Below are 22,368 nucleotides of genomic sequence, written 5' to 3'. Positions count from 1 at the left end.
ATCGCCCCGCCCCACCCCGCAGGCACCGACGCAATACCGACGTGACACCGACGTCATACCGACAGGCCATTTTGCTGATGTGACGGCCTCAAGAGACGCCCGGGCCATCGGCGAAAAACCACATCGCGCCCCTGTGGTCTGCGTGCCGCATTGCGCCGCGCCCCGCCCCTGCGGTAAACATCGACATAGCAACACCCCCGGTTATCTCACCCGCAACCAGACTGACGTCCCATCATGCCCTATCAATGGATTTCACAGCCCGACGAGACCCCGCAGACGTTGCGTCTGTGGCCGCATAATTCGCTGCCCCCGCAGGGGATGGCCGCCTTTGTGCTGGCCACTTTCGCAATGATCCTGATCCCCGTGGTGACGATGCTCGGCTCGCCTGTGCTATGGGGCCTCTTGCCCTTTGTTTTATTGGCTGTCTGGGGCATATATCATGCCCTGCGACGCAACCGCAAAGCCCGCAATATCGTTGAGGTTCTGACCCTCAATGACGAGGAGGCGCATCTGATCCGAACGGAGCCCACAGGCGCCACGCGGGAGTGGGATTGCAACCGCTATTGGACCACCATCACGAAATACGAAAAGGACGGACCGATCCCGCATTACGTGACCCTCAAAGGCATGGGGCGCGAGGTGGAAATCGGCGCCTTCCTCAGCGAAGAAGAGCGTGTCGCGCTCTATGATGAGCTGCAACGCGCGTGGCGGCGCTAAAGCGTCATCCGGAACAACCTGACTAACCCACCACCGCCTGAAATCAATAATTTCAACGCGTTAGGGGATAGGCGATGTTTTTGGCATCTCGTCAGACGCTCTGGGCCTGCCCCACTGGTTTTCTTCGCCCCAGAGCTGGCGCAGCAAACCCGACTGTTCCGCAAACCGATCCTCAAGAACAGTACATTCATAGATGCGATCTGTCCTAAAATGACGGAAGCCGGTGCGTAACTCACACCACCCTGCGACCATCACGCATTCCAGATGATAGATCAGCGCAAGTGGGCGGATAACGCGTATTGTGTCCGTGCCCTCACCACTGCGATAGGTGAGTTTGAGCTTTCTCGCATCACGTATGGCAGATCGCAGTGACGCAATCGACACGCACCCCTTTGACGGATCATCGCGCGGTGCGCCCCACGGGGACACCTGCAGCCAGTCGGCAGGACCGTGCAGCGCATCAACCTTCTGGTGAATGCTCTTGGCGGCCGCCTCAAGCCCACTGTCCCCGGTGCGCACCAGCATCGCCAGCCCCACCCGCAGCGCGTCGATTTCATCGGCATCAAAATTCAGCGGCGGCAAGTCATACCCCGCACGCATCATATACCCGATACCCGGTGCGCCATCGATGGGCGTCTGGCGTGCCTGCAAGGTCGCTATGTCACGATAGACCGTTCGCTTGGACACCTCCAGACGCACCGCCAGCGCATCCGCCGTCAAGGGGCGCGGGGCTGCCCGCAAAAGCTGGATAATTTCGAACAGGCGGTCAGATCTGGCCATGGTGCACCCCTCTCGTCACTGCTGACACCTTATCACTCCCTGCTGACAACGTGCTGTCAGCAGGCTTGTGCGACAACAGTGAAAAAGAGAAAGGGCGCTTATGTACTCCTACGACGAATACACACTGTTACGGCTGCGTTTGGGGCGGTGGGATCCAGAGTTCACACCGAAACCCGTGCAGGTGCAGATCAAACTGATAAACTTTGAAAAATTGGTGCGCCGTATCAAGCAGTTGCTCCGCGGTCGACCGTTTCGGGTCAAAACCTGATCAGCTCAAACGTTCTTTGACGGTCGGACCAATTTTCCCGAAATCCATTTGGCCGGTGTACTTGCCTTTCAGCACACCCATCACTTTGCCCATGTCACGAATGCTCTCGGCGCCTATTTCGGCAATCGCCGCATCCACGGCGGCTGCCGCTTCATCGTCAGACAGTTGTCGTGGCAAAAATTCTTCGATGACGGTGACTTCCTGACGTTCCCGCTCTGCAAGATCAAGGCGCCCGCCCTCTTCGTAGGCGCGCGCACTCTCGAGCCGTTGCTTCGCCATTTTGCCGAGGATCGCAAGAACCTCTGCATCGCCAACGCCTTCGTCGTTCCCGACGGCACGCGCTGCAATATCCTTGTCCTTGATAGCAGCATTGATAAGGCGCAGCGTCGATAGACGGTCCGCTGCCTTGTCTTTCATCGCCTGTTTCAACGCGGTCGAAACCTTCGTGCGCAAATCCATCGCTCACATTCCTTTTTGACTGTCCCACGCCGATTGTCCTGTTGCCGAACGGGCGCGGTAAGGGGCAGACATTACCCAAAGCCCGGCGCCGCCGCAACACCCGCCGCTGCGTCATGTCGGTCGCGTCACAAGCGCAGCCAGCACGTGCCAATCCGCTTGACCCGATCTGTCCGCCCGTCTAGGTATCGCCAGATTTCGTCGGCATCCTTTTGCAGAAAGGTCATCCCATGACTGTCCCCGCGTCCGAGCGTCCAACCGCCTGTCTGGCTCTTGCGGATGGCACCCTGTTTTACGGGATGGGATTTGGTGCAACAGGCCAAACCGTGGCTGAGCTTTGCTTCAACACGGCCATGACCGGCTATCAAGAGATCATGACGGACCCTTCCTATGCCGGGCAGGTCGTCACATTTACCTTTCCGCACATCGGCAACGTGGGTGTGAACCCGCAGGATGACGAAACCGCCGACCCTGTAGCAGCGGGAATGGTGGTTAAGTGGATGCCCACAGAGCCGTCAAACTGGCGGGCCATTCAGCATATCGACGATTGGCTTACGGCCAGAGGACGAATCGCCATAGGCGGCGTCGACACCCGGCGTCTGACGCGCGCGATCCGTCAGTCCGGCGCGCCCCATGTGGCGCTGGCCCATGATCCGAGCGGCAATCTGGATGTTGAAGCGCTCGTCGCTGCTGCGCGCGGTTTCAGCGGGCTGGAAGGCGTTGATCTCGCCAAGGAAGTCACCTGCGCACAGTCCTATCACTGGAATGAAATGCGGTGGGCCTGGCCCGAAGGCTACACCGCGCAAACCGAGCCGAAGCATAAGGTCGTCGCGGTTGATTACGGCGCCAAGCGCAACATCCTGCGCTGCCTTGCAAGTGCCGGGTGCGATGTGACGGTGCTGCCAGCAACGGCGACATATGAGGATGTGCTTGCACACAAGCCAGACGGTGTTTTTCTGTCCAACGGGCCGGGTGATCCAGCGGCAACAGGTAAGTATGCGGTGCCCATGATTCGAGGCGTATTGGATAACACGGACCTTCCGGTCTTCGGGATTTGTCTGGGCCACCAGATGCTGGCATTGGCGCTTGGCGCACAAACCATCAAGATGAACCACGGACATCATGGGGCCAACCACCCGGTCAAAGATCATGACACCGGGAAAGTGGAAATCACGTCGATGAATCACGGCTTTGCCGTTGATGCGCAGACGTTACCGGATGGGGTCGTTGAAACGCATACATCGCTGTTTGACGGGTCCAACTGTGGGATTCGCATGGATGGTCGGCCCGTCTGGTCCGTGCAGCACCACCCCGAGGCAAGCCCGGGTCCACAGGACAGCTATTATCTTTTCGAACGTTTCGCCAAAGCGATGGCAGATCGGGCCGCTTAGATCGTTGCGCACCTGCGCTTTGAGTTGAATGATCCATATTTCAACGCGAGGGCGCTTGAATGTGAGCCTTTGACGTCCGACGGTACAACCTGTGCAATGTCTTATTCTGGCCGTTGGCGATGGCTTACGGTTTTAAGCAGTATAGCCATCAACCTATAGGGGGCCACGAGTCCCCTGCACACCTGAAATTCGTATTTGCCGGAGTGTCTCGGTGACCGCGTAACGGTTACACTGGATAGCACTGGCGCGATCATTGCAGGCGCGCGACCAAGCGCACCCTTTGTTTGTATTGCCGCCGCATCCGAACATGTGCCGCCTGACGGATCTCGGGTGATGACCGCCTCTCGGCCCCGATCTGCGCGTTCGCATCCTCCTACCAGATTTAGACGCGATAATTTGCAGTTCCAAATGAGACGTCGCACCAAGGTTTTCCTGCCATTTGGCTCGCTGAACGCTGTCAGTCACATCGGCGGTGAACTGCAGAGGTAAAGGCATGTTAAGCATATATGACTATTTCAGAGTGATGGTTCGTTGCCAAAAATTCGCAGACCTTGGGCAGAGTGAAAGTGCCCCAACCAACTGATTGGCGCCGCGATGCGGATTAACAGAAATATCCACGCACTGTTTTCGGTAACAGTTCATTAACTGCGATCTGCAAGACTGCATCGTCCTCTAACGATGCAAGGCAATCGACGATGAATGACATTCACCTGCGTTTGTCTGACAACAAATCCAACGCGCCCCCCGTAACGCATCCTCCCATTGGCCGCCTGTTGGTGGACCGGGGCAAGATTGCGCCAAACGACCTGACCCATGCGTTGAATTTGCAGCGTCGCATCGATGCGCCATTGGGTGACATCATGATCTCCGAAGGGCTGATCAACAAAAAGGATGTGTTGAGTGCGCTGGCCGCACAGGCAAGGGCAGAAGGCGCCGATCTGGAGTTGGAGCCGCCGGCCATGGAGATGGCAAACCGACTGCCTGCTTCGCTGTGTCTGCGCTATGGCGTGGTTCCATGGCGCGAAGACGCGCGGGCGCTTTATGTCGCCACCAGCAGCCCGACGGGGTTTACGCAGTTGCTGGAAGCCTGCGGTCCTCAGGAGCGACAGCTTTTTCCCGTCATTGTTGATGACGCACAAATTCAAGCCCATCAGAGCCGTCTTTATGGCAGTGAGTTGGCGCAAGGGGCCGCCTCGCGTGTCCCTGTGGAGGAAAGTTGCCGCAGTTGGGCAGGTCGCGGGCGTCACCGTCTGATCTGGGCGGCCGCCGCCTTTTGTCTGCTGGCGGCATCGCTGGTTTTTGCCCCGTCTTGGTCCATCACTGTGCTGGCCCTCTGGGCGATCATCACGCTGCTGATGACCAGCACTTTAAAAGCTGCTGCGTTGTTCATTTACCTCAGGGGCGGACAATCGGCGCACGCTCCTCCTGTAGACTTCAAGCCGTTTCGTATGCCGCGTGTGTCCGTTCTGGTCCCCTTACTCAAGGAAAAGGAAATCGCCGGACAGTTGATCGCACGTCTCAGCCAATTGACCTATCCCAAATCCCTTTTGAACGTTGTGCTCATACTCGAAGAGGGCGACACCCTCACGCGAGAGACGATCAAACGCACTGAACTGCCCGACTGGATGAGCGTGATTGAAGTCCCCGAAGCGGGCGGGCTGACCACCAAGCCGCGCGCGCTCAACTATGCGCTCGACTTTTGCAAGGGATCAATCATCGGGGTCTGGGACGCTGAGGACTGGCCCGAAGCCGACCAGATCGAGAAAGTCGTCACACGCTTCAACACCGCCCCCGATAACGTCGTCTGTTTGCAAGGCATTTTGGATTATTACAATTCGCGCAGCTCATGGCTCGCACGCTGTTTTACAATCGAATACGCCATGTGGTGGCGCGTCGTTATGCCGGGTATTGCCCGCTTGGGCCTTGTGGTGCCGTTAGGGAGCACAATAATTATTTAAATATCCATTTAAAAACAGAACTTTAATCTAATTATTTTTCACCCAACCACCCTTCTATCCACCTATTGGTCTTCCCTTGAATTGTGGGGAACTTTTTACCTTTGAACAGCCCACTCACAAATTTGACCACCGAGACCGGTTCACAAAACACCATCTGAGAGAATTGCTGCACCCCTCCGTAAGTACGATCTGTGAGCCACGAGCGTTGCAAGCTGTAGAGCATCTAAACTTGCGACCATTTTTTGACCAAGAGTTTCTGGTAGGGGATGATCTAAATCAAAGCGGGGTTGTATTGCCTCATGGTCTTACGGTCACGAGCTTGCTAGCAAAACATATGATGTGCCCGCTTGCACCAGTAGTAAACGTTGAGGTTGGATTATCCCGTGAATGAATTGCCCAATGCCGCAGTGTGTCTGCGAAACTTAGTTTGGGCGGATACCACTAGTTTAAGTCAATCTATTGTACTAACGATCTATTTCAGAAAACGGAGATAACATGAAAACGAAGTTAATTATTATGCCTATGCTTGCTGCAACGGTATCTCTCAGTGCGTGCGCATCCATTACGAATGATGCGAATGTCCCTATTGCCATATCGTTTAGTGATGGCACCAATGGCAGCTGCAATCTTTCGAACAAAAGAGCGTCATATCAAGTACCTATCCCGTCTACTCCAATGATCCGTCGCTCTGACGACTCGCTGAAATACAACTGTGAAACGAGCCGGGGCGACAAACCTTTTGGGAGTATTCCAAGCACGATGGGTGGCAAAATTATAGCGAGCGCTGTTTTCATAGACTTTGGCATCACCGATGCAATAACTGACAAACACCGCGAATATCCTGCCAGCTACGTTATCCCAGTACCTAGGTGAGAACAGTCAAATAGTGCTGGCAGGCGTTCGAGCAGCAAATCTAAAGCCAACGTAACTCTTTCGATGATTTCGATCAAAGCAACCTACACTGGCGGCTCAAACCTGTTCACGAGCTTTAGTTCTCTCGCGTATACTTGTACCACTGATGACATTGGTGATGACCACGTGTCTGGGAGAGAAAAGGTTTATGCAGCGTCCGTCCGAACAACGAGGGCAGTCCGGTGCATGACCGGTTTCTTTAGTTACGGCTGCTAACGGCAAGTCGTCGTAGTATTTACTTTTGGTTAACAGGAATCGCTTAATCTTTCTTAATTCATTCGTGTGACCGCGTTTGCTTTGTTTGACCGGTAGGTTTTGGAAATCATCCAGATTTCGTTCGCCAGCGCAAGTTGGGTGCGAAATCTTGGCAATCCTGTACTTTCTCTGAGGGAGTAAAAATATGACCAAGGAAGAATTCGCTAAACGTCTTGATTTGGCAATTCAGATCGCAGAACGTAATGGACTAAGCGAAACCCGCTTAGCTCTTATAGACATTAGATCCCAAATTATGAGCTTATCTAGTGGGTCTCATTTGTATCACCCGAACCTATCAAGAGCATCCTTAAGGCTTTGTTAAATTTTCTGGGATGAACTCAGTATTGTTCAAAACACCTCGGGAAGGGTGTTTGCCAGAGACTTAAGGAAACTTCGGGATGGAAAACGACAATGATTGGGTACTGGAAGTTTTGTTGGACCTAAAAGAGTACGCTCAAGACAATGATCTGCCCTTGCTCGCGAACATCATCTGTGACGTAGAAGGTGTTGCTCAAAAGGAAATTTCTCTTAAAGCTGGAATCTCAGAAGCTGGCATCACTCAACGACGAAGCAGCCTGCCATAGTGACAATGAAAACCTGCTCATAACCGCATGTATTGCCGCCTTTGGCACCAACGAAGGCTGAGCTTGCCAGAGCACGTTTATCTTGGACGTTGCATATTTGCTAAGCACTCAAGTGTTAACTGCCGCTGCAATATCTAGATAAGCGAATTCATTTACCGATCGTTAACTTCCATTCAATTATCCATGAAGCATGAAATATGTTTGGAAAATTACGGTGCGAAACGCAGTCGATAAATCGGAACGCCGCCATGGCTACGCTTTTGCAGGCAGCATGGGTGAAGCGCTAGAACTTGCAGGGCATCCTGACGCTGTTGCCATACCTCAAATCGAAAAAGTCTGGCCCGGTGCTGCAGGAACGAATTTCTTCTGGCACTAACGCCCATTGGTAAGTCGTAGTTCGAGAATAATGCTAGCTCAAAACGGCTGCCATGTTTAAAACGTCGTTATGACAAAATGGCCAAATTCAATCCCCCCCGATCTAAATCAAATGCTCGACCAGTTGGCATTGCACCGCAACGAAGCGCGCAACTCAGACGTTTGGGGCGTTCTCCAGGACTGGTTACAGCGACATGAAGTGCAGCCGTCAGAAACTATTATCGGGCGTGGCTGAAAACCTTCTACGCTGACAAGGGGATTTAGTGGCGTCCCATCTTATGACTTCTGCCAGCCCAACGCGGCCATTCGATTTAGACGTCCATTAACGGATCAGCGGACATTGCTCCCCGAGGCTGACGCAGCGAAACTGATCTCCATTTTCGCATCAAAAGTATAACTTTAGCATTTAGTGACAAGGCGCGGCATTTGTGTGACGGTCGGTTTCAAAAGAAGGTTTTGTTGGATGGCATTTGCATCCGATTTAATTTGGTTTGACGGATTAAAGCTGCAAAACAGATGTTAAAGAACGCGTACACTATCGAATATGTTAGAAACCCGAAATGGTCTAGCAAGGAAAAATCAGCGATCGACTGCTTCGTTAAGTTGAATCACTGTAAACGCGAGCTGCCGTTTACAGCGAACCCAAATGACTGCGAAGTACATGGAAGAGAAATATTCCAGCAATGCGTAAATGGCGAGTTCGGCCCTATTGCCGATTTCGACGATCCACCCCTGCAGCAAGACTTCATTGAACCGCAGTTGCAGCAGGAACTGCCATCTCGATACATTACGCAACTCGTCGGAATGCTTGACGAAGCCAATGCCGAAAACTCCGCAGGCACTGCACGCGGCATTGTATTGGTTTGGGGAGCCTTTCTGGAAGTAGTCCTGAACGACTATATTGAGGGCCATTATCAGAACCAGAATAGCAGCGACATACCGGCCAAAAAACGAAAGCAGATGAAATCTCTGGGAGGTAAGATTGTCGTTGCAGATGAGCTGGGCTTACTTGAAAACGATCTTCACGAGGATCTAAAGCAAATAAAGGAATTAAGGAATTCTGCTGCTCACAATTTGCATTTCACAAAGTTTTCACACCTGAGCAAGCAAGAAGCGTTAGCTGCTTACGAGCATTTATATACAAAATATGCTTCCGACGATTTCCATGAGGTCGACGATCTTCTTTTCGTATCTCGATTTGTTTATGGAACGGCGTGCCAAATGGTCTTGCAAAAATTGGCGGTCTTATTCGACAGACTGCTAAGGCCGTAAACGCATCCATCCGTTGGCCTCCCGTTTTCCGATTAAAAATTTGGCGAAAATCAGCCCACAGCCGACATCCGACATCCGACATCCGACATCCGATTTCTGGATGGATCGGAATGTCGTGGCGGCAAGGCGATAGTGGATTTCAAAGGTTTGCACCTGCCGAAACCGCAAGTGCGTTGATCCAGTCCTTCTTTTTTAGCGACCGGTTTTGCTTCAATTCAACATGCACTAGATCGCCCGTCAGTTCTTGGCGCAGTAATTTTTTGTACAAACTTACGCTGCTTGGCGAAAGCCATGGGTTAAGGTACACTCTCCGCAAACTGTAAGCAGAGAATTTGAGCTTCTCCGGCTCGCCGCGAACAGGCGGCGAAACACGAAGGACTCTGAATTCTCGCTCGTCTCCGTACTGTTCTCTTTTCGTAAATGCTATCTCGTCTGGTTTGGTCTGGAAAAGATCCTTCCTAGTCGGGTACCGAACCATGCCCGAAACCAAGGAGTGGTCTTGATCAAATTCACGAACAATGCGCTCCCGGTCGAACCACAGACACACCCCGAGTTCGCGCTCTCCGAAAATATGCCAGAAATGGAACCGGTCAGGTGCCGCTGTTAGACACGTTCCCCTGATATCAAAACCAGATTGTCGTTGAGAAAACATTAGGATGGCCGCCGCATCATTTTGGTCATCCCAAGACTTTGGATCTCCCAAGTGTAGCTGTCTTGTCTCCAGTATTTCAGGAAGATATTCGAGCTTTGTATACTTCTTCAGCCATTTAGGTTTAGACACTGAGCGGCTCAATTTTGCGAATCCCAAGGTGCGAACAGTTGAAGATTACAATCCTCATTTGCAGAGATCCACAGTTAGATATTCGTTCTTCTGTTAGCCCAGATCGGTGCAAAGCCGTCATCAGATACCCATCGCAACTTTGCAAAGTCCGGAATCTGTTCTGTGCTGCCACTGAAGCATATCGTAGTACGGGTCTGAAAGGGTTCAAACCAATCATTCACTGAAAGTGTACGACCTCAAAGAAAGCCTTGATCCAATTCACCTGCGCTTTTGCTGAGAACCGAAACCATCCGTCGTAGGTCCTGCATTTCCTTCGTGCGCAGCCCGTGCCGATGGTTGGGGTGCGCCTTGCCGCGTGGCGCGCCACCACCAGCTCCATGCAGGCGGCAGACGTTCCAATTCTGCTTAGAAGGATTGCGGCAGCGTTCGCCCGTACTCTTGGCCGTTGCGCTACATCTGGGCGCATCCCTGAGTCTCTGAGTGGGGTCTATGGGGTTAACGTCGCTTTTCATGTTCAACCCTCCCCCCGATGGCTTACATCGCCCACAACAGCCTGTCCGCCACTCTCAACGGTAACGCGCTCAACGCGGACTGTTTGCTTGCCGCCGTTGCGGTGTTTGCGAAGGGTCTCCATTTGCATAGAATAGGCGCGTGCCAGTTTGGTGTAGCCCGAATAATGTGCCTGAACTTGTTCAATCCGGTCTGCATGTGAGAGCCACCGGCCAGAGCGTATCATTGCCACATGCGTTGCCGCCATCTGCACGGCCAGCATCCTTTCAAATGCGTCACGCGGTTTGATTTCAGCCACAGTAGCCAGCATAAACGTCCGCTCATCATTGCCCTTGAATTCGTCGCTGCATTCGTTGGACTTAAGAACTTTAAAGCAGTGCATCAGTAGCCCATTCGCCATCTCTGGGTGCTTGGTCCCGAATATGGTCAGCAATGCCTTGTCTGTAGCTTCGGTTACGTGCTGCCCTTCGTCTGGTGTGCCGCTAAAAGTCACGCCTATGGTCTCGTCTGCTGGTGTCGGTTCTGTCGTCATTTGATTACCTGCCTATGGCTAGATGTATATATGTCCTGATTTTTGTGACGCGCGATTTGCGATTTAGCCGCTTTACGTCACAATTTTCAGGACGGCTTTACCTGTTTTCGCCTGTAGTTTCTGGGAGGTGCCACACTGACTGTGACGCGGTGTCCTGTTTTTTGTGCGGGGGTTTTGTTTTTCCGTCCAAGACATGAAGCGTTTTAGGGCGGGTTTCATATCAGGCGTCTTTTCTTCATCAAGCGCCCAGACAGATGCTTTGCCGACGCCGGACGGCCCCAAGTGCGGCCCTTTTGTTAAACGGATAAAACCGCGTCCCTCCAGTTCATCAAACCACGGGCCGACTGTGTTGCGATGCACATGCAGCGCCTTGGCGGCGTCACGGTGACTAAGGAAAATGCGCCCATTGTTCGAGCCATTGTAACGCCGCTTGAGTTCAACGTAGAGCGCACGAGGGCCGGGTTTCAGGGTCGCCCATGCCTCTGTCGATTGCAGCCATTCGGGAAGCTGGACATGACGCCCAGCCCCCCTTTTGTTGGCTTTGTAAAGCTTACCTGCCACTAGCGGCCACCCCGCGCCTTGAGTGCCAGATAGACGCGCACGGCGACGATTTGACTGGGGCACCCACCAAGGGACACCCACGCCGCGTCTGTGGCCGCACCAGCGCCCTTGCGGGCCATGATATGCCACCGGTTTGCGGCTTTGCTGAGCCTGTATCTATCTCCCATTTTTTGCCCCTTCAAAGAACAGCTCCGCTATAAGACGGGCTTGAGTGCCAGACAGGCCATGCTGACGACGAAGGCGGGAAACGCGCAGACGGTTCATGCCGCGCGCCCGTCATTGCCCAGCGCCTTGGCAGAACGGGGAAAGCGCAGATTTGCCTTGTCTGTGTCCGGTGCCAGCGAATAATAAGCGACCTTTCCAGAGCCGCGATATTCCACCTCAACCGGCCAGCCAAACTCACGTCTCAGGCGATGGGCGATTGCGCCAAGACGCCATGCGCCGATTTCGTTCATCGCCTCTCTGTGCGAAATGGTGCGCCCATCCGTGAACGCTTTGCATGCCCAGAAAACGGACGTGGATTTGGAGTAAAAGTTGTCAGATTGTGCCATAAGCACCTCCATGAGAAAGGTTTGCTTTCACAAGGCGCTGGGCGTAAGTTGCACGTACTCTTCTAACAGAATGCACCCCTACCCAGCAATATTGCGCGAGCAAGTTGCGGGTAGGGTTATGCCACGCTCTTTTCGAGCACAGCGTCGATTTCGGCTTCATTCCAATACAGGCGAGAACCGAGTTTTACCGGCTTAGGCAAACGGCCTAATTCGACATCGCGGTAAATGGTAGTGCGGCCCCGGCCGCCAAGTTTGATTTGAAGGTCGCGGAAGGAAAGAAAGGTCATGTAAGGGGATGCTCCAGCTTGCGCGGCGGTGTTTCGTCGCGCTTCGTGAAGCCCTTCTGACCACAAAAACTGCGCTTTAAAATCGGGCTATTTGAAGTGTCCCCCGGGGTACCTTCAAACAGCCCCCCCACGTCCATTCGCGCGAATTGCAGTTAAATCACCCTCTTGAGGTTGCAAGTGGGGATAGGCCTTTTCGAATGTATCTCCTTCTTGCCATAATTCCCACAAACCCCAGTTGTCAGAGCGCTCCCACGATTGAAAGACTCTTTGGTAGTGCAATACAGTTGAGAGATATGTCAAAGTGGATGGCAGAGGTTTAATCAATGGGTGGCCACTGGAGTTTGCACCAGCCAACACCTTCGCCGCACATATGTGCGCAGCCGACCTATACTTTCGAAAGTACTGCCTAATTTTGAAAGGGTCGCCTACAACTGCTTTTTCCTGAACCTCCCAAGACTTAGCCTTGGGTATCACAAAAGAAATCTTACCCGAATTATTGAAAATTTCTGATGCTATTTCGCTTGCCTGATTCAGACTCGCTGGACTTCCATCTTTGTTCAAATGACACATGATTAGAGCTACGATACCGCAAACGTGAACCTGTGCAGCACGCTTAGCAACGGAGTTAATGACGCTCATGGACAAAGCACTAAATTGCCAGCTTGCCGGGTCTGATTTGTAAGAAGCAAGTTCAGTTTCGAAGACTTGAAATGCTTGGCTAATGCTAACTCTGTCATCCGAAAAAAACGCAATCACTTCCAATTTTACGTGCGTTAGCTCGTCAATTGTTCCATCCGCCTTATTAAAACGAAACGTTGGATTCATAATTGCACCACTGATACATCATATTTCTTGCTGACGACCCCGGACCACCGCTCCATCAAAGCCCGCCTTTGTTCCAAGAAATCCGTACGCCTGTAAGCCCGCTCTACCGCGCCACCAACAACATGACCCATACAGGTTTCTGCCACTTCGTATGGCGCGTTTGCATTCTCTGCTAGCCAATCACGAAAAGAGGAACGAAAACCATGCGGCCTTTCAATCATTCCGCGTTGTTCCATCATTCTGGACATAGTGGCGTCAGAAATTACACCCTTTCGAACGCTTGGAAATAGAAAACCATCGCGCGCAAAGGCAGAGGCTTCGTCAATGACGCGCAACGCTTCTGTTGAAAGCGGCACCCTGAAATCCTTTGCGACGTTCTTACGGCTTTTCATGTTCTCGCCGGGTACCGTCCACACGTCGCCTTCAATCTCGTCCAGACGCATAAAACGAATTGCCTTTGATCTGAGCGTCGTGAGTATCAGGAGGCGCAGCGCCAAGTGAGTGACGGAACCATCTGTCAGGCTTTGGTAGAAGTCGGGCACATCCTGCCAATGCAGCGCTGGTATATTCTGCACCGTGTGACGCTGTTTGCCCAAGAGCGCCTTTGCCTTGTCCGTCGCTTGCAGATCTACGTTCAAGCCCAGCGCCGCCGCGTGTCGCATACAGATGCTAAGACGGTTCATTGCCTTGCGCGCAGTGTCCGCCTTGCTGTGCCAGATCGGCGCGAGCATATCGCGTATATCGGTCTGGTCAATTTCTGAGACTGGCACTTTGCCGAGCATAGGCAAGACGTGCAGTTCAAGCGGCGAAAACCACCGCCCCGCCTTTCCATCGCCCTTGAGTTCGGCCTTGCGGCTTTCGAAGGCATCAAGTGCTACGTCCTTTAGGATATGCAGGTTGCGCACCGCCTCGCGTTGTTCCCGCTCGCGCTGCTTGATCGGGTCCAAGCCTTGCCGCACCTTTGCTCTTTGTATTTCGGCCTGTTCGCGCGCCTCTTTAAGCGAAACCGCAGGATATGACCCCAGCCCCATTTCGCGCCGTCGCCCGTGAATATGCACCCGCAAGAACCACTGAGCGCCGCCATCTGGCCGCTTGTGGAACCAAAGCCCACCGCCGTCTGAAAGCTTTCCGGGAGCCGCCGCTTTGACCGCAGAGGCCGATAGCTTATTGAGGGGACGTGCCATTTCCTGACCACCTTTCTATCCACCCTCAACATATAGTATATACTGGTGCCCCATGGAATACTTCAGGACACGAAAACCTTTGTTTTTATAGGATTACCTAAATAGGTGATGCACCATCGCACACCAAGATGTAGCATTTCAATGCCGTTAGGGGGCACAACCTTGTTCTTCAAACGCTCAGCACTTGAGGAACTGGGCGGCTGGGACGCGCATAACGTAACCGAAGATGCCGATCTGGGCGTACGGCTCGCGCGGCACGGCTACAAAACAGAACTCTTGCCCACCGTCACGCGCGAGGAGGCCACCAGCCGACCATGGGCGTGGGTGCGACAGCGTTCCCGATGGCTCAAGGGCTTCATGATCACCTATTTTGTCCATATGCGCCGCCCCGGCGCGCTTTTGCGCGATCTGGGCTTCTGGCGGTTCATGGGCGTGCAGACCATTTTTCTTGCCGCTGTGTCACAGTTTGCAGCAGCCCCTGTATTGTGGAGCTTCTGGCTCACTTTTTTTGGCGTGGCCCATCCCGTGACCATGACCCTGGGCGCACCAATCATGTGGGGGCTTGCCGGGTTTTTTATTACCACCGAAGCCCTCAGCCTCGCCTTGGGCTTGGTGGCGGTCTCCGGAAAAGGGCACCGTCACCTGATCCCCTTCGTGCCCACCATGATGTTCTATTTTACACTTGGCACTGTCGCTGCGTACAAAGCCTTGTGGGAACTGGTGCGCGCGCCCTTCTTCTGGGATAAAACCCAACATGGCGTGAGCGCACAAACCGACCCAAATCCTCGAAAACCGGGTTTGGACGAGGGTTGCTAGACCTCTTCCTCGCGGCGTTTTGCATCCTGCTTTAGTCGCGTTATGAACGCCACGGAAATGTGGTCTCTGAGGGCCACATAGGCCGCTTCTTCGTTCTTTTCTTCGATGGCGCGCACGATCCCGTCATGTTCTGCCTGCGCGATGGCGCCGCGACCCTGCGCTGCCAGCGACGTCGTCGCCATCAACGCCATCGTGCGATGCACCAGATCAAGTTGCTGCACGAGATATCTGTTGTGCGAGGCAAGATGCACCTGCTTGTGAAACCGCCGGTTCGCCCGCGCCAAAGCGACCGGATCATCTATAAGAGCATTGTCGGCCTCGACCATCTCGCGCAGAATGCGGACCTCTTCCGGCGTTGCATGTTGCGCGGCCAATCGCGCCGCCAGACCTTCCAGCTCCCGGCGCACGACATATAATTCCGCCATCTGATTGTGATCCAAAGACGCGACAATCAGGCTTCGACCATCCCGTGCCAGCAAGGATTGCGTCTCAAGGCGCTGCAGCGCTTCACGGATTGGGGTACGCGAGACACCGAAACGCTCTGCAAGCTCGCTTTCGACCAGCCTGCTGCCCGGCCTGTAAATCCCGAGGTCAATCGCTTCGAGGATCATCGAATAGGCATCTGTATTCTGAGGCTTTTGCATGGTCTGAGGTGGCCTTTCGTTTCTCTCTTTTCATCTTAACGACGCCACAAGGCGACACGCAAGCCCTGCACACTTGCCTTGGCTCTCCTGAGCTTTTAGGACTAGCGGATGGTTAAAGCTGCTTTTTCGGATGTGCGCCACTGGGTCTTTGATCTTGACCACACGCTGTACCCCCCATCTGCCCGTTTGTTTGATCTCATCGAGGTGCGCATGACCGCATATGTCATGCAAGCGCTTGGGGTTGAGGAGCAGCAGGCAGATCGCCTGCGCAAACAGTATTGGGCGGAACATGGCACAACACTTGCAGGTCTCATGCGCGAACATGATGTCGATCCGGGCCCCTACCTGACGGATGTACATGATATCCCGCTGGATCGCCTGTCACCTGATCCGCAACTGGCGAAAAACATTCGCGCCCTTCCCGGGCGGCGCATCGTTTACACTAACGGCTGCGCCCCCTACGCCGAAAGAGTATTGGAGGCGCGCGGGTTAGCAGGCGTCTTTGATGCGGTTTACGGCGTTGAACATGCGGACTTCATGCCCAAACCGGACCATGCAGCCTTCGAAAAAGTATTTGCCAGAGATGGCGTGCAAACCAAGACCGCCGCCATGTTCGAAGATGACCCCCGCAACCTCAAGGCACCGCATGCCATGGGCATGCGCACGGTCCATGTGGCAGATCAAGCGGACAACGGCGACCACATCCATTTCCACACCGATGATTTAAGCGGGTTCCTGGCAAGGATAATTTAACCGACCAAATGCGACAATCAGGCTCATTCCGCAGTGCAGCGGGCATCCTATCTACCACATAGACCAAACAGGAGAGTTTAATGAGCCTTGCCGCCACACCGACCCGATTGCCGCTTTGGCAGCGGATGTTTTTCGCGCTTCCCATCATCGGCTGGATCGCGAAAGACCTTCTTTTCGGACATAAAAACAACGTCTGGTTCGCGCTGATCGGTTTTGTAAGCCTCTGGCTGTCGTCTGCGTTGATATTCGGGTTGCCCGGTCTTTACCTGCCGGCCCTCGCGCTGGTGCCGATCATTTTTGTGACTCTTCTCTTTATTACCTGGGCCTAGGTTCGTGATGGTCATCCAGATCTGATCGGGATATTCCGGGCGTAACGGAACGGGAATGCTATGACAGATCTAACGTGTGATATTCTGATATCGGGTGGTGGTATCGCAGGGCTTACGGCGGCAGCCGCGTTCGGCACCGCAGGTTTTGATGTGATCTGTGTTGATCCTTCCCCGCCGATCACCGATCGTGCCGATCTCAAGGCTGACATGCGTTCAACCGCCATGTTGCAGCCCGCACGCGAGGTGTTAACCGCTGCGGGCCTGTGGGACCGGCTAGCGCCGCACGCCTCCCCCTTGCAGGTCATGCGCATCGTGGATGCTGGCGGGCCAGAGCCAGAAGCGCGCATGACAAAAGACTTCAACGCCTCGGATGTGTCGGATCTGCCTTTTGGTTGGAACCTGCCCAATTGGCTGCTGCGCCGCGAAATGGTGGAGCGGTTGACTGAATTGCCAAATGTCGATTTCCGCCCCGGCACAGGAACGAAATCCCTATTCACGCGGGAAAACGAGGCCCGTGTCGGATTGACGGATGGATCGCGCGTGCGCGCCAAACTGGTGGTGGCCGCGGATGGGCGCGCCTCGCGCATGCGCGAAGCCGCAGGTATCCCGGTAAGCACCACCCGCTATGGGCAAAAAGCGCTGGCATTTGCCGTAACACACCCGATCCCCCATGAAAACGTATCGACCGAAATACATCGCACGGGCGGCCCGTTCACCCTTGTACCGCTCCCGGATCATGAGGGGATGCCATCGTCGGCGGTGGTCTGGATGGATGACGGCCCCGTGAGCCAACAGCGCTATCACAGCGAAGTGGAGCGCTTCGAAAAAGAGATGTCTGAGCGCAGTTGCTATTTATTCGGTCCGCTATCTCTCGCCTCTCACCGCACGATCTGGCCGATCATCACGCAAAAAGCCGACCGCCTGTCCGGTGAGCGCCTCGCGTTGATCGCCGAAGCGGCCCACGTTGTGCCGCCCATCGGGGCACAAGGTCTGAACATGAGCCTTGCCGATACATCAACGCTGCTGGCGCTTGCGCAGGAACGCCCAGAGGGGCTTGGTGATCGCAAGATGCTGGATGCGTATCACAAGGCACGCGACAACGATATTGCCCTGCGGGTGCGCGGGATTGACCTGCTGAACCGTGCCAGTCAAGTGCACACGCCCGCCCTGAGAGACGCGCGTGCCATGGGGTTGAATGCCCTATATGCGCTCGGTCCCGTCCGGCGCACCCTGATGCAGATGGGACTTGGCGTCAGATAACGTCGTCCAGCACCCGCGACAGGCGGGCAAGGGTCCCATCGACGTCATAAAGCTTGTCGAGCCCAAAGAGCCCCAGACGGAATGTTCTGAAATCAGCCGGTTCATCGCATTGAAGCGGCACACCCGCCGCGATCTGCATGCCCTGCGCCATGAACTTTTTGCCATTCTGGATATCCGGATCGGCGGTATAGCTGACCACAACGCCTGGTGCGCCAAACCCATCCGCCGCGACCGAAACGACCCCTTTTGCGGCCAGCATGTCGCGCACCCGGTTGCCAAGGTCCCATTGTGCATCCTTCAGGCGCTCAAAACCGTACTCCCGCGTTTCCAACATTGTGTCGCGAAACGCGCGCAACGCATCCGTGGGCATTGTCGCGTGATAGGCATGCCCGCCATTTTCATAGGCCTGCATGATGCTGTGCCACTTGCCCAGATCAATCGCAAAACTGTCCGACTGCGTCTCGGCCAAGCGTGCCACGGCACGGTCCGACAGCATCACAAGCCCCGCCGACGGGGACGCGGACCAGCCTTTCTGCGGCGCTGAAATCAGCACATCGACACCGGTTTTGCGCATATCAATCCACGCGCAGCCCGACGCGATGCAGTCAAGCACCATCAACGCGCCGACCTCATGCGCGGCGGCCGCCATCGCGGTGACATAGTCATCCGGCAGAATGACACCCGCACTTGTCTCAACGTGCGGTGCAAAAACCACATCCGGTTTTTGCTCGCGAATGGTCGCGACAACCTCTTCGATTGGCGTCGGTGCAAAGGGGGATGGGCTGGCGTTTCCGGTCTGGCGTGCCTTGAGAACCGTGGCCCCCGACGTCAATCCACCCGTCTCGAAAATCTGGCTCCAGCGATAGGAAAACCAGCCATTACGCACCACCAAGACGTCCGCATTGCGCGCGAATTGCCGGGCGACCGCTTCCATCCCGAACGTCCCGCCGCCCGGGATGATCACCACCGCGTCCGCGCTGTAGACGTCTTTGAGCATACCAGAAATGTCGTTCATCACCTGCTGAAAAGCAGCGCTCATGGAGTTCAACGACCGGTCGGTGAACACAACCGAAAACTCTTCAAGGCCATCGGGGTCAATTGTGTCAAGCAAGGCAGCCATTTGTATTCTCCTGTTCATTCTAGAGTTCCGTTCTAGCGCGCCCCGGGACAAGGGGCAAAGCCTGCTTTGACGCACCTGTGCATATTCTTACCCGTCGCCTATAGCGGCCCGGGCAAGCGTTCCTCGCTCAAAAGCACATTCGCCTCGACCTCACCGGCACCGGGCAGTGTCATGATCCGGCGGCGCAGCACGCGTTCAAAGTCGGGCAGATCACGCGCCACCACGCGCAGGCGGTAATCATAGAGTCCCAGAACATGCTCGACCTGCTGCACTTCGGGGATCGCGCTGACCGCCCGCTCAAAATCCTCAAGGCTGACGCGCCCCTTAGTGGCGAGTTTCACGCCCAGAAAGACCGTGACCCCAAAACCAAGGCTTTGCGCATTCAGCCGCAGGCGGCGGCCCCGCAACACCCCCGCCGCCTCAAGTTTGCGGATCCGTCGCCATGTGGCAGGCTGTGACAGGCCAAACCGCCGCCCCAATGCGCCGGCACTTTGCAGCGCGTCATCGGCAAGGGCGCGCACAAGGCGTCGGTCAATATCATCCAGTTCGATCATATGGGCAGCGCCTCTTCGGATTTGATCCGGGCGATCTGCATCAGGGCTTCGATGTCGGCGATATGCGGCAGGGTCAGAATGCGGTCGCGATAAATATCGTGATAATGTGGCATATCCCGCGCGATGATGTTCAGACGCGCATCAACGCGGCCCAGAAAGGTCTGAATTTCCGTAACCTCGGGAACACCCCGCGCCGCTTCGATGAATTCATCAAACGCCCGCGCGACGGTCTTGTCCAAAGTGACACGCAGCGATACCTCAACCGAATAGCCCAACGCAGCCCAATCCACGACCGCGCCCACTCCTTCGATAACGCCTGCGTCCTGCATCCGCGCCAGCCGTCGTGCGGCCTTTCCGGGCGAGATCCCGACACGTTCAGCCAATTCGGCCGAATTCAGGGTGGCGTCCGCTTGCCAATGGCGCAAGAGACTCCGATCAACCGTGTCGAGCATGATTTTACCGTTTTCTATTAAATCAACAAATGAATACTGCAAAAACTGTAGAATTTCCAGAGACTCAATCGCTGGTATTACAGGGATATGCGGGTATTGTGCACCCCAGCATAAACCAAACAGAAGGAGCGCCCGACATGCGCGTTTATTACGACAGAGATTGTGATGTAAACCTGATCAAGGACATGAAGGTCGCCATTCTCGGTTATGGCAGCCAAGGTCACGCGCATGCGTTGAACCTGCGCGATTCAGGTGCCAAGAACCTCGCCGTTGCGCTGCGCGAAGGATCTGCATCTGCCGCAAAGGCCGAAGGCGAAGGCCTGCAGGTCATGGGCATTGCCGAAGCCGCCGCATGGGCCGACCTGATCATGTTCACCATGCCCGATGAGCTTCAGGCCGAAACCTACAAGAAATACGTCCATGACAACATCCGCGAAGGGGCCGCAATCGCATTCGCGCACGGTTTGAACGTCCATTTTGGCCTGATCGAACCCAAAGAAGGCATCGACGTCATCATGATGGCGCCAAAGGGCCCCGGTCACACGGTCCGCGGCGAATACACCAAAGGCGGCGGTGTTCCCTGCCTTGTTGCTGTGGACAAAGACGCCTCCGGCCGCGCGCTGGAAATCGGACTGTCCTATTGCTCTGCCATCGGCGGCGGGCGCTCGGGCATCATCGAAACCAACTTCCGCGAGGAATGCGAAACCGACCTCTTTGGCGAACAGGCCGTTCTGTGCGGTGGCCTCGTTGAACTGATCCGCATGGGCTTTGAGACCCTTGTCGAAGCAGGTTATGCGCCGGAAATGGCCTATTTCGAATGCCTGCACGAAGTGAAACTGATCGTTGATCTGATCTATGAAGGCGGCATCGCCAACATGAACTACTCGATCTCGAACACGGCAGAATACGGCGAATATGTCTCCGGCCCGCGCGTCTTGCCCTATGATGAGACCAAAGCACGCATGAAGGCGATCCTGACGGACATCCAGAACGGCAAATTCGTCCGTGACTTCATGCAAGAGAATGCTGTGGGCCAGCCACACTTCAAAGCGACACGTCGCATCAATGACGAGCACCAGATCGAAGCAACAGGCGAAACCCTGCGCGGGATGATGCCTTGGATTTCTGCCGGTAAGATGGTTGATAAATCCAAAAACTAAGCGTCCAATATCCCTGATCGATGCTCACCCCGGCGCAAGGCGTCGGGGTGACTTTTTTAAACAGAAAGAACATGTGTCCCAACAGCCCCGCATAACAGCTACCAGCTGGCTTATGGTCGCGATCCTTGGCGTGACGTGGGGCGCAACATTTCTTGTTACGGAAATCGCCCTTGAGGGTATGACGCCGTTTTGGCTCGCGGCGGGTCGCATCGGGTTTGCAGCAATTCTGATGACCGCCATTTGGGGGGCCTTGGGGTTTCGCCTGTTTGAAAGCCCGCCCGACCGGAGCGTCTGGGGCGCAACCCTTTTCATCGGCGCGTTCAGTTCCGCCGTTCCCTTCATTTTGCTGGCGTGGGGTCAGCAGTTTGTCACAGCCGGATTTGCAGGCGTCTCAATGGCGGCTGTGGCGCTGATCGTCTTGCCACTTGCGCATTTTCTGGTGCCCGGTGAGATCCTCACCCTTCGCAAAGGGGTCGGGTTCGTAATCGGGTTTGTCGGCGTCTGCATTTTGATCGGCGGTCAGGCTTTTGACACAACCGGCGCCAGTCTCGAGCCCCTGGGCCGCGTCGCCTGTGTTGGCGCGGCAAGTTGTTACGCCGTCTCTTCAATCGTGCTGCGCCGCTTGCCTGAAGTGGATGCCATCGGGCTGTCCACGCTTTTGCTGTTGATCGGCATGGCGGTCGTGGTGCCCGCTGCGTTTATCGTCGAGGGCCCTCCGGTGGTGCCGGACAGCAAAACGCTGTGGGTGCTGGCCTTTTTGGGGCTGGTGCCGACCGCGGCTGCGAGCCTGCTGCGGGTGCTTGTGGTGCGCACGGCGGGCCCGGTGTTCATGTCACTGGTCAATTATCAGGTGCCTGTGTGGTCTGTCGTATTGGGCGCGCTTTTGCTGAGCGAGCCGCTGCCCCCCTCCCTGCTTTGGGCCATGATCCTGATCCTGAGCGGCGTTGGCCTCAGCCAATACGGATCACTTAATCGGCTGTTCAGGCGCGGCTAAAGCACCATGCGCAAAACCTGAGTCACCCACCGCTGCCCGAAATCAGACATTTCAACGCGTTGGGTGATATGCGATGTTTCTGATATT

27 protein-coding genes are annotated in these 22,368 nt (G+C 55.0%); 13 read left to right on the top strand and 14 right to left on the bottom strand.

Annotation, left to right across the window (positions count from 1 at the left end; translation table 11 throughout):
• The first annotated feature begins 234 nt into the window (after positions 1–234).
• Positions 235–717: a DUF2244 domain-containing protein gene (locus K5Q35_RS00230; protein WP_220798010.1), complete on the top strand. Its 483-nt coding sequence runs from the start codon at positions 235–237 to the stop codon at positions 715–717.
• 60 nt (positions 718–777) lie between these two features.
• On the opposite strand, the gene K5Q35_RS00225 is transcribed toward K5Q35_RS00230, so the two are convergent.
• On the bottom strand, positions 778–1,497 hold the full coding sequence (locus K5Q35_RS00225; RefSeq protein WP_220798009.1) for a YafY family protein: 720 nt from the start codon (positions 1,495–1,497) through the stop codon (positions 778–780).
• Between the two features lie 268 nt (positions 1,498–1,765).
• Positions 1,766–2,224 (bottom strand): GatB/YqeY domain-containing protein, encoded by a 459-nt coding sequence (locus K5Q35_RS00220; RefSeq protein ID WP_220798008.1) that lies wholly within the window; start codon positions 2,222–2,224, stop codon positions 1,766–1,768.
• 227 nt (positions 2,225–2,451) lie between these two features.
• Between K5Q35_RS00220 and carA the strand changes: the two genes are divergently transcribed.
• The 6 genes from carA (at position 2,452) to K5Q35_RS00190 (ending at position 8,968) form a co-directional block, all read left to right on the top strand.
• Positions 2,452–3,612, top strand: coding sequence for a glutamine-hydrolyzing carbamoyl-phosphate synthase small subunit (carA, locus tag K5Q35_RS00215; RefSeq protein WP_013961006.1), 1,161 nt, complete (start codon positions 2,452–2,454; stop codon positions 3,610–3,612).
• Between the two features lie 695 nt (positions 3,613–4,307).
• A complete protein-coding gene (locus K5Q35_RS00210; protein ID WP_259650419.1) occupies positions 4,308–5,570 on the top strand; it encodes a glycosyltransferase in 1,263 nt (420 codons plus the stop codon).
• 495 nt (positions 5,571–6,065) lie between these two features.
• Positions 6,066–6,443 (top strand): hypothetical protein, encoded by a 378-nt coding sequence (locus tag K5Q35_RS00205; protein ID WP_220798007.1) that lies wholly within the window; start codon positions 6,066–6,068, stop codon positions 6,441–6,443.
• A gap of 692 nt (positions 6,444–7,135) precedes the next feature.
• Positions 7,136–7,321 carry a hypothetical protein gene (locus tag K5Q35_RS00200; RefSeq protein ID WP_220798006.1) on the top strand — a complete coding sequence of 62 codons (186 nt, stop codon included), beginning with the start codon at positions 7,136–7,138 and terminating at the stop codon, positions 7,319–7,321.
• Positions 7,322–7,535: 214 nt separating this feature from the next.
• On the top strand, positions 7,536–7,697 hold the full coding sequence (locus K5Q35_RS00195; protein WP_220798005.1) for a hypothetical protein: 162 nt from the start codon (positions 7,536–7,538) through the stop codon (positions 7,695–7,697).
• A gap of 515 nt (positions 7,698–8,212) precedes the next feature.
• Positions 8,213–8,968 (top strand): hypothetical protein, encoded by a 756-nt coding sequence (locus K5Q35_RS00190; protein ID WP_220798004.1) that lies wholly within the window; start codon positions 8,213–8,215, stop codon positions 8,966–8,968.
• A gap of 139 nt (positions 8,969–9,107) precedes the next feature.
• Here K5Q35_RS00190 and K5Q35_RS00185 read toward each other — a convergent pair whose 3' ends face one another.
• From K5Q35_RS00185 to K5Q35_RS00150, 8 genes are all read right to left on the bottom strand, one after another.
• Positions 9,108–9,749, bottom strand: a complete 642-nt coding sequence (locus tag K5Q35_RS00185; protein ID WP_220798003.1) for a hypothetical protein — start codon at positions 9,747–9,749, stop codon at positions 9,108–9,110.
• 514 nt (positions 9,750–10,263) lie between these two features.
• Positions 10,264–10,791, bottom strand: coding sequence for a hypothetical protein (locus K5Q35_RS00180; protein ID WP_220798002.1), 528 nt, complete (start codon positions 10,789–10,791; stop codon positions 10,264–10,266).
• Between the two features lie 72 nt (positions 10,792–10,863).
• Positions 10,864–11,352 (bottom strand): hypothetical protein, encoded by a 489-nt coding sequence (locus K5Q35_RS00175; protein ID WP_220798001.1) that lies wholly within the window; start codon positions 11,350–11,352, stop codon positions 10,864–10,866.
• Complete coding sequence (locus K5Q35_RS00170; protein ID WP_220798000.1) at positions 11,352–11,519, bottom strand: hypothetical protein; 168 nt, start codon at positions 11,517–11,519, stop codon at positions 11,352–11,354. The genes K5Q35_RS00175 and K5Q35_RS00170 overlap by 1 nt, the downstream gene beginning before the upstream one ends.
• Before the next feature lie 93 nt (positions 11,520–11,612).
• On the bottom strand, positions 11,613–11,903 hold the full coding sequence (locus K5Q35_RS00165; protein WP_220797999.1) for a hypothetical protein: 291 nt from the start codon (positions 11,901–11,903) through the stop codon (positions 11,613–11,615).
• 116 nt (positions 11,904–12,019) lie between these two features.
• Positions 12,020–12,190, bottom strand: coding sequence for an AlpA family transcriptional regulator (locus tag K5Q35_RS00160; RefSeq protein ID WP_220797998.1), 171 nt, complete (start codon positions 12,188–12,190; stop codon positions 12,020–12,022).
• Positions 12,191–12,304: 114 nt separating this feature from the next.
• On the bottom strand, positions 12,305–13,015 hold the full coding sequence (locus K5Q35_RS00155) for a hypothetical protein (RefSeq protein ID WP_220797997.1): 711 nt from the start codon (positions 13,013–13,015) through the stop codon (positions 12,305–12,307).
• Complete coding sequence (locus K5Q35_RS00150) at positions 13,012–14,199, bottom strand: integrase arm-type DNA-binding domain-containing protein (protein WP_220797996.1); 1,188 nt, start codon at positions 14,197–14,199, stop codon at positions 13,012–13,014. The genes K5Q35_RS00155 and K5Q35_RS00150 overlap by 4 nt, the downstream gene beginning before the upstream one ends.
• Positions 14,200–14,307: 108 nt before the next feature.
• Between K5Q35_RS00150 and K5Q35_RS00145 the strand changes: the two genes are divergently transcribed.
• Positions 14,308–15,015, top strand: a complete 708-nt coding sequence (locus K5Q35_RS00145) for a glycosyltransferase (protein ID WP_374758564.1) — start codon at positions 14,308–14,310, stop codon at positions 15,013–15,015.
• Here K5Q35_RS00145 and K5Q35_RS00140 read toward each other — a convergent pair.
• Positions 15,012–15,659, bottom strand: a complete 648-nt coding sequence (locus K5Q35_RS00140) for a GntR family transcriptional regulator (protein WP_013961003.1) — start codon at positions 15,657–15,659, stop codon at positions 15,012–15,014. The genes K5Q35_RS00145 and K5Q35_RS00140 overlap by 4 nt on opposite strands.
• 108 nt (positions 15,660–15,767) lie before the next feature.
• Between K5Q35_RS00140 and K5Q35_RS00135 the strand changes: the two genes are divergently transcribed.
• The 3 genes from K5Q35_RS00135 (at position 15,768) to K5Q35_RS00125 (ending at position 18,001) form a co-directional block, all read left to right on the top strand.
• Entirely contained in the window at positions 15,768–16,412 is a 645-nt protein-coding gene (locus tag K5Q35_RS00135; protein WP_220797995.1) for a pyrimidine 5'-nucleotidase, read from the top strand.
• Positions 16,413–16,492: 80 nt separating this feature from the next.
• On the top strand, positions 16,493–16,741 hold the full coding sequence (locus K5Q35_RS00130; protein WP_220797994.1) for a hypothetical protein: 249 nt from the start codon (positions 16,493–16,495) through the stop codon (positions 16,739–16,741).
• Between the two features lie 60 nt (positions 16,742–16,801).
• On the top strand, positions 16,802–18,001 hold the full coding sequence (locus K5Q35_RS00125) for a UbiH/UbiF family hydroxylase (protein ID WP_220797993.1): 1,200 nt from the start codon (positions 16,802–16,804) through the stop codon (positions 17,999–18,001).
• Here the strand turns inward: K5Q35_RS00125 and K5Q35_RS00120 are convergent.
• The 3 genes from K5Q35_RS00120 to K5Q35_RS00110 form a co-directional block, all read right to left on the bottom strand.
• A complete protein-coding gene (locus K5Q35_RS00120; RefSeq protein WP_013960999.1) occupies positions 17,994–19,121 on the bottom strand; it encodes an aminotransferase class V-fold PLP-dependent enzyme in 1,128 nt (375 codons plus the stop codon). The genes K5Q35_RS00125 and K5Q35_RS00120 overlap by 8 nt on opposite strands.
• Before the next feature lie 98 nt (positions 19,122–19,219).
• A complete protein-coding gene (locus K5Q35_RS00115; protein ID WP_013960998.1) occupies positions 19,220–19,675 on the bottom strand; it encodes an Lrp/AsnC family transcriptional regulator in 456 nt (151 codons plus the stop codon).
• Complete coding sequence (locus K5Q35_RS00110) at positions 19,672–20,127, bottom strand: Lrp/AsnC family transcriptional regulator (RefSeq protein WP_013960997.1); 456 nt, start codon at positions 20,125–20,127, stop codon at positions 19,672–19,674. The genes K5Q35_RS00115 and K5Q35_RS00110 overlap by 4 nt, the downstream gene beginning before the upstream one ends.
• A gap of 137 nt (positions 20,128–20,264) precedes the next feature.
• On the opposite strand from K5Q35_RS00110, the gene ilvC reads away from it, so the two are divergent.
• Both ilvC and K5Q35_RS00100 read left to right on the top strand, forming a co-directional pair.
• Positions 20,265–21,287, top strand: a complete 1,023-nt coding sequence (ilvC, locus tag K5Q35_RS00105) for a ketol-acid reductoisomerase (protein WP_011568179.1) — start codon at positions 20,265–20,267, stop codon at positions 21,285–21,287.
• A 73-nt stretch (positions 21,288–21,360) separates the two neighbouring features.
• A complete protein-coding gene (locus tag K5Q35_RS00100) occupies positions 21,361–22,281 on the top strand; it encodes a DMT family transporter (RefSeq protein ID WP_259650418.1) in 921 nt (306 codons plus the stop codon).
• The last annotated feature ends 87 nt before the right edge of the window (positions 22,282–22,368 follow it).

Source organism: Roseobacter sp. OBYS 0001, assembly GCF_019654895.1.
Taxonomy (GTDB): Bacteria; Pseudomonadota; Alphaproteobacteria; order Rhodobacterales; family Rhodobacteraceae; genus Roseobacter; species Roseobacter litoralis.
The sequence above is the reverse complement of the archived record's forward strand: the minus strand, read 5'-3'. Positions and strand labels throughout refer to the sequence as shown.

Excerpts from the sequence above, each read along its gene's own strand:
- K5Q35_RS00230 (WP_220798010.1), top strand. The coding sequence starts at position 235 with ATGCCCTATCAATGGATTTCACAGCCCGACGAGACCCCGCAGACGTTG.
- K5Q35_RS00225 (WP_220798009.1), bottom strand. The coding sequence starts at position 1,497 with ATGGCCAGATCTGACCGCCTGTTCGAAATTATCCAGCTTTTGCGGGCA.
- K5Q35_RS00220 (WP_220798008.1), bottom strand. The coding sequence starts at position 2,224 with ATGGATTTGCGCACGAAGGTTTCGACCGCGTTGAAACAGGCGATGAAA.
- carA (WP_013961006.1), top strand. The coding sequence starts at position 2,452 with ATGACTGTCCCCGCGTCCGAGCGTCCAACCGCCTGTCTGGCTCTTGCG.
- K5Q35_RS00210 (WP_259650419.1), top strand. The coding sequence starts at position 4,308 with ATGAATGACATTCACCTGCGTTTGTCTGACAACAAATCCAACGCGCCC.
- K5Q35_RS00205 (WP_220798007.1), top strand. The coding sequence starts at position 6,066 with ATGAAAACGAAGTTAATTATTATGCCTATGCTTGCTGCAACGGTATCT.
- K5Q35_RS00200 (WP_220798006.1), top strand. The coding sequence starts at position 7,136 with ATGGAAAACGACAATGATTGGGTACTGGAAGTTTTGTTGGACCTAAAA.
- K5Q35_RS00190 (WP_220798004.1), top strand. The coding sequence starts at position 8,213 with ATGTTAAAGAACGCGTACACTATCGAATATGTTAGAAACCCGAAATGG.
- K5Q35_RS00180 (WP_220798002.1), bottom strand. The coding sequence starts at position 10,791 with ATGACGACAGAACCGACACCAGCAGACGAGACCATAGGCGTGACTTTT.
- K5Q35_RS00170 (WP_220798000.1), bottom strand. The coding sequence starts at position 11,519 with ATGGGAGATAGATACAGGCTCAGCAAAGCCGCAAACCGGTGGCATATC.
- K5Q35_RS00165 (WP_220797999.1), bottom strand. The coding sequence starts at position 11,903 with ATGGCACAATCTGACAACTTTTACTCCAAATCCACGTCCGTTTTCTGG.
- K5Q35_RS00160 (WP_220797998.1), bottom strand. The coding sequence starts at position 12,190 with ATGACCTTTCTTTCCTTCCGCGACCTTCAAATCAAACTTGGCGGCCGG.
- K5Q35_RS00155 (WP_220797997.1), bottom strand. The coding sequence starts at position 13,015 with ATGAATCCAACGTTTCGTTTTAATAAGGCGGATGGAACAATTGACGAG.
- K5Q35_RS00150 (WP_220797996.1), bottom strand. The coding sequence starts at position 14,199 with ATGGCACGTCCCCTCAATAAGCTATCGGCCTCTGCGGTCAAAGCGGCG.
- K5Q35_RS00145 (WP_374758564.1), top strand. The coding sequence starts at position 14,308 with ATGCACCATCGCACACCAAGATGTAGCATTTCAATGCCGTTAGGGGGC.
- K5Q35_RS00140 (WP_013961003.1), bottom strand. The coding sequence starts at position 15,659 with ATGCAAAAGCCTCAGAATACAGATGCCTATTCGATGATCCTCGAAGCG.
- K5Q35_RS00135 (WP_220797995.1), top strand. The coding sequence starts at position 15,768 with ATGGTTAAAGCTGCTTTTTCGGATGTGCGCCACTGGGTCTTTGATCTT.
- K5Q35_RS00130 (WP_220797994.1), top strand. The coding sequence starts at position 16,493 with ATGAGCCTTGCCGCCACACCGACCCGATTGCCGCTTTGGCAGCGGATG.
- K5Q35_RS00125 (WP_220797993.1), top strand. The coding sequence starts at position 16,802 with ATGACAGATCTAACGTGTGATATTCTGATATCGGGTGGTGGTATCGCA.
- K5Q35_RS00120 (WP_013960999.1), bottom strand. The coding sequence starts at position 19,121 with ATGGCTGCCTTGCTTGACACAATTGACCCCGATGGCCTTGAAGAGTTT.
- K5Q35_RS00115 (WP_013960998.1), bottom strand. The coding sequence starts at position 19,675 with ATGATCGAACTGGATGATATTGACCGACGCCTTGTGCGCGCCCTTGCC.
- K5Q35_RS00110 (WP_013960997.1), bottom strand. The coding sequence starts at position 20,127 with ATGCTCGACACGGTTGATCGGAGTCTCTTGCGCCATTGGCAAGCGGAC.
- ilvC (WP_011568179.1), top strand. The coding sequence starts at position 20,265 with ATGCGCGTTTATTACGACAGAGATTGTGATGTAAACCTGATCAAGGAC.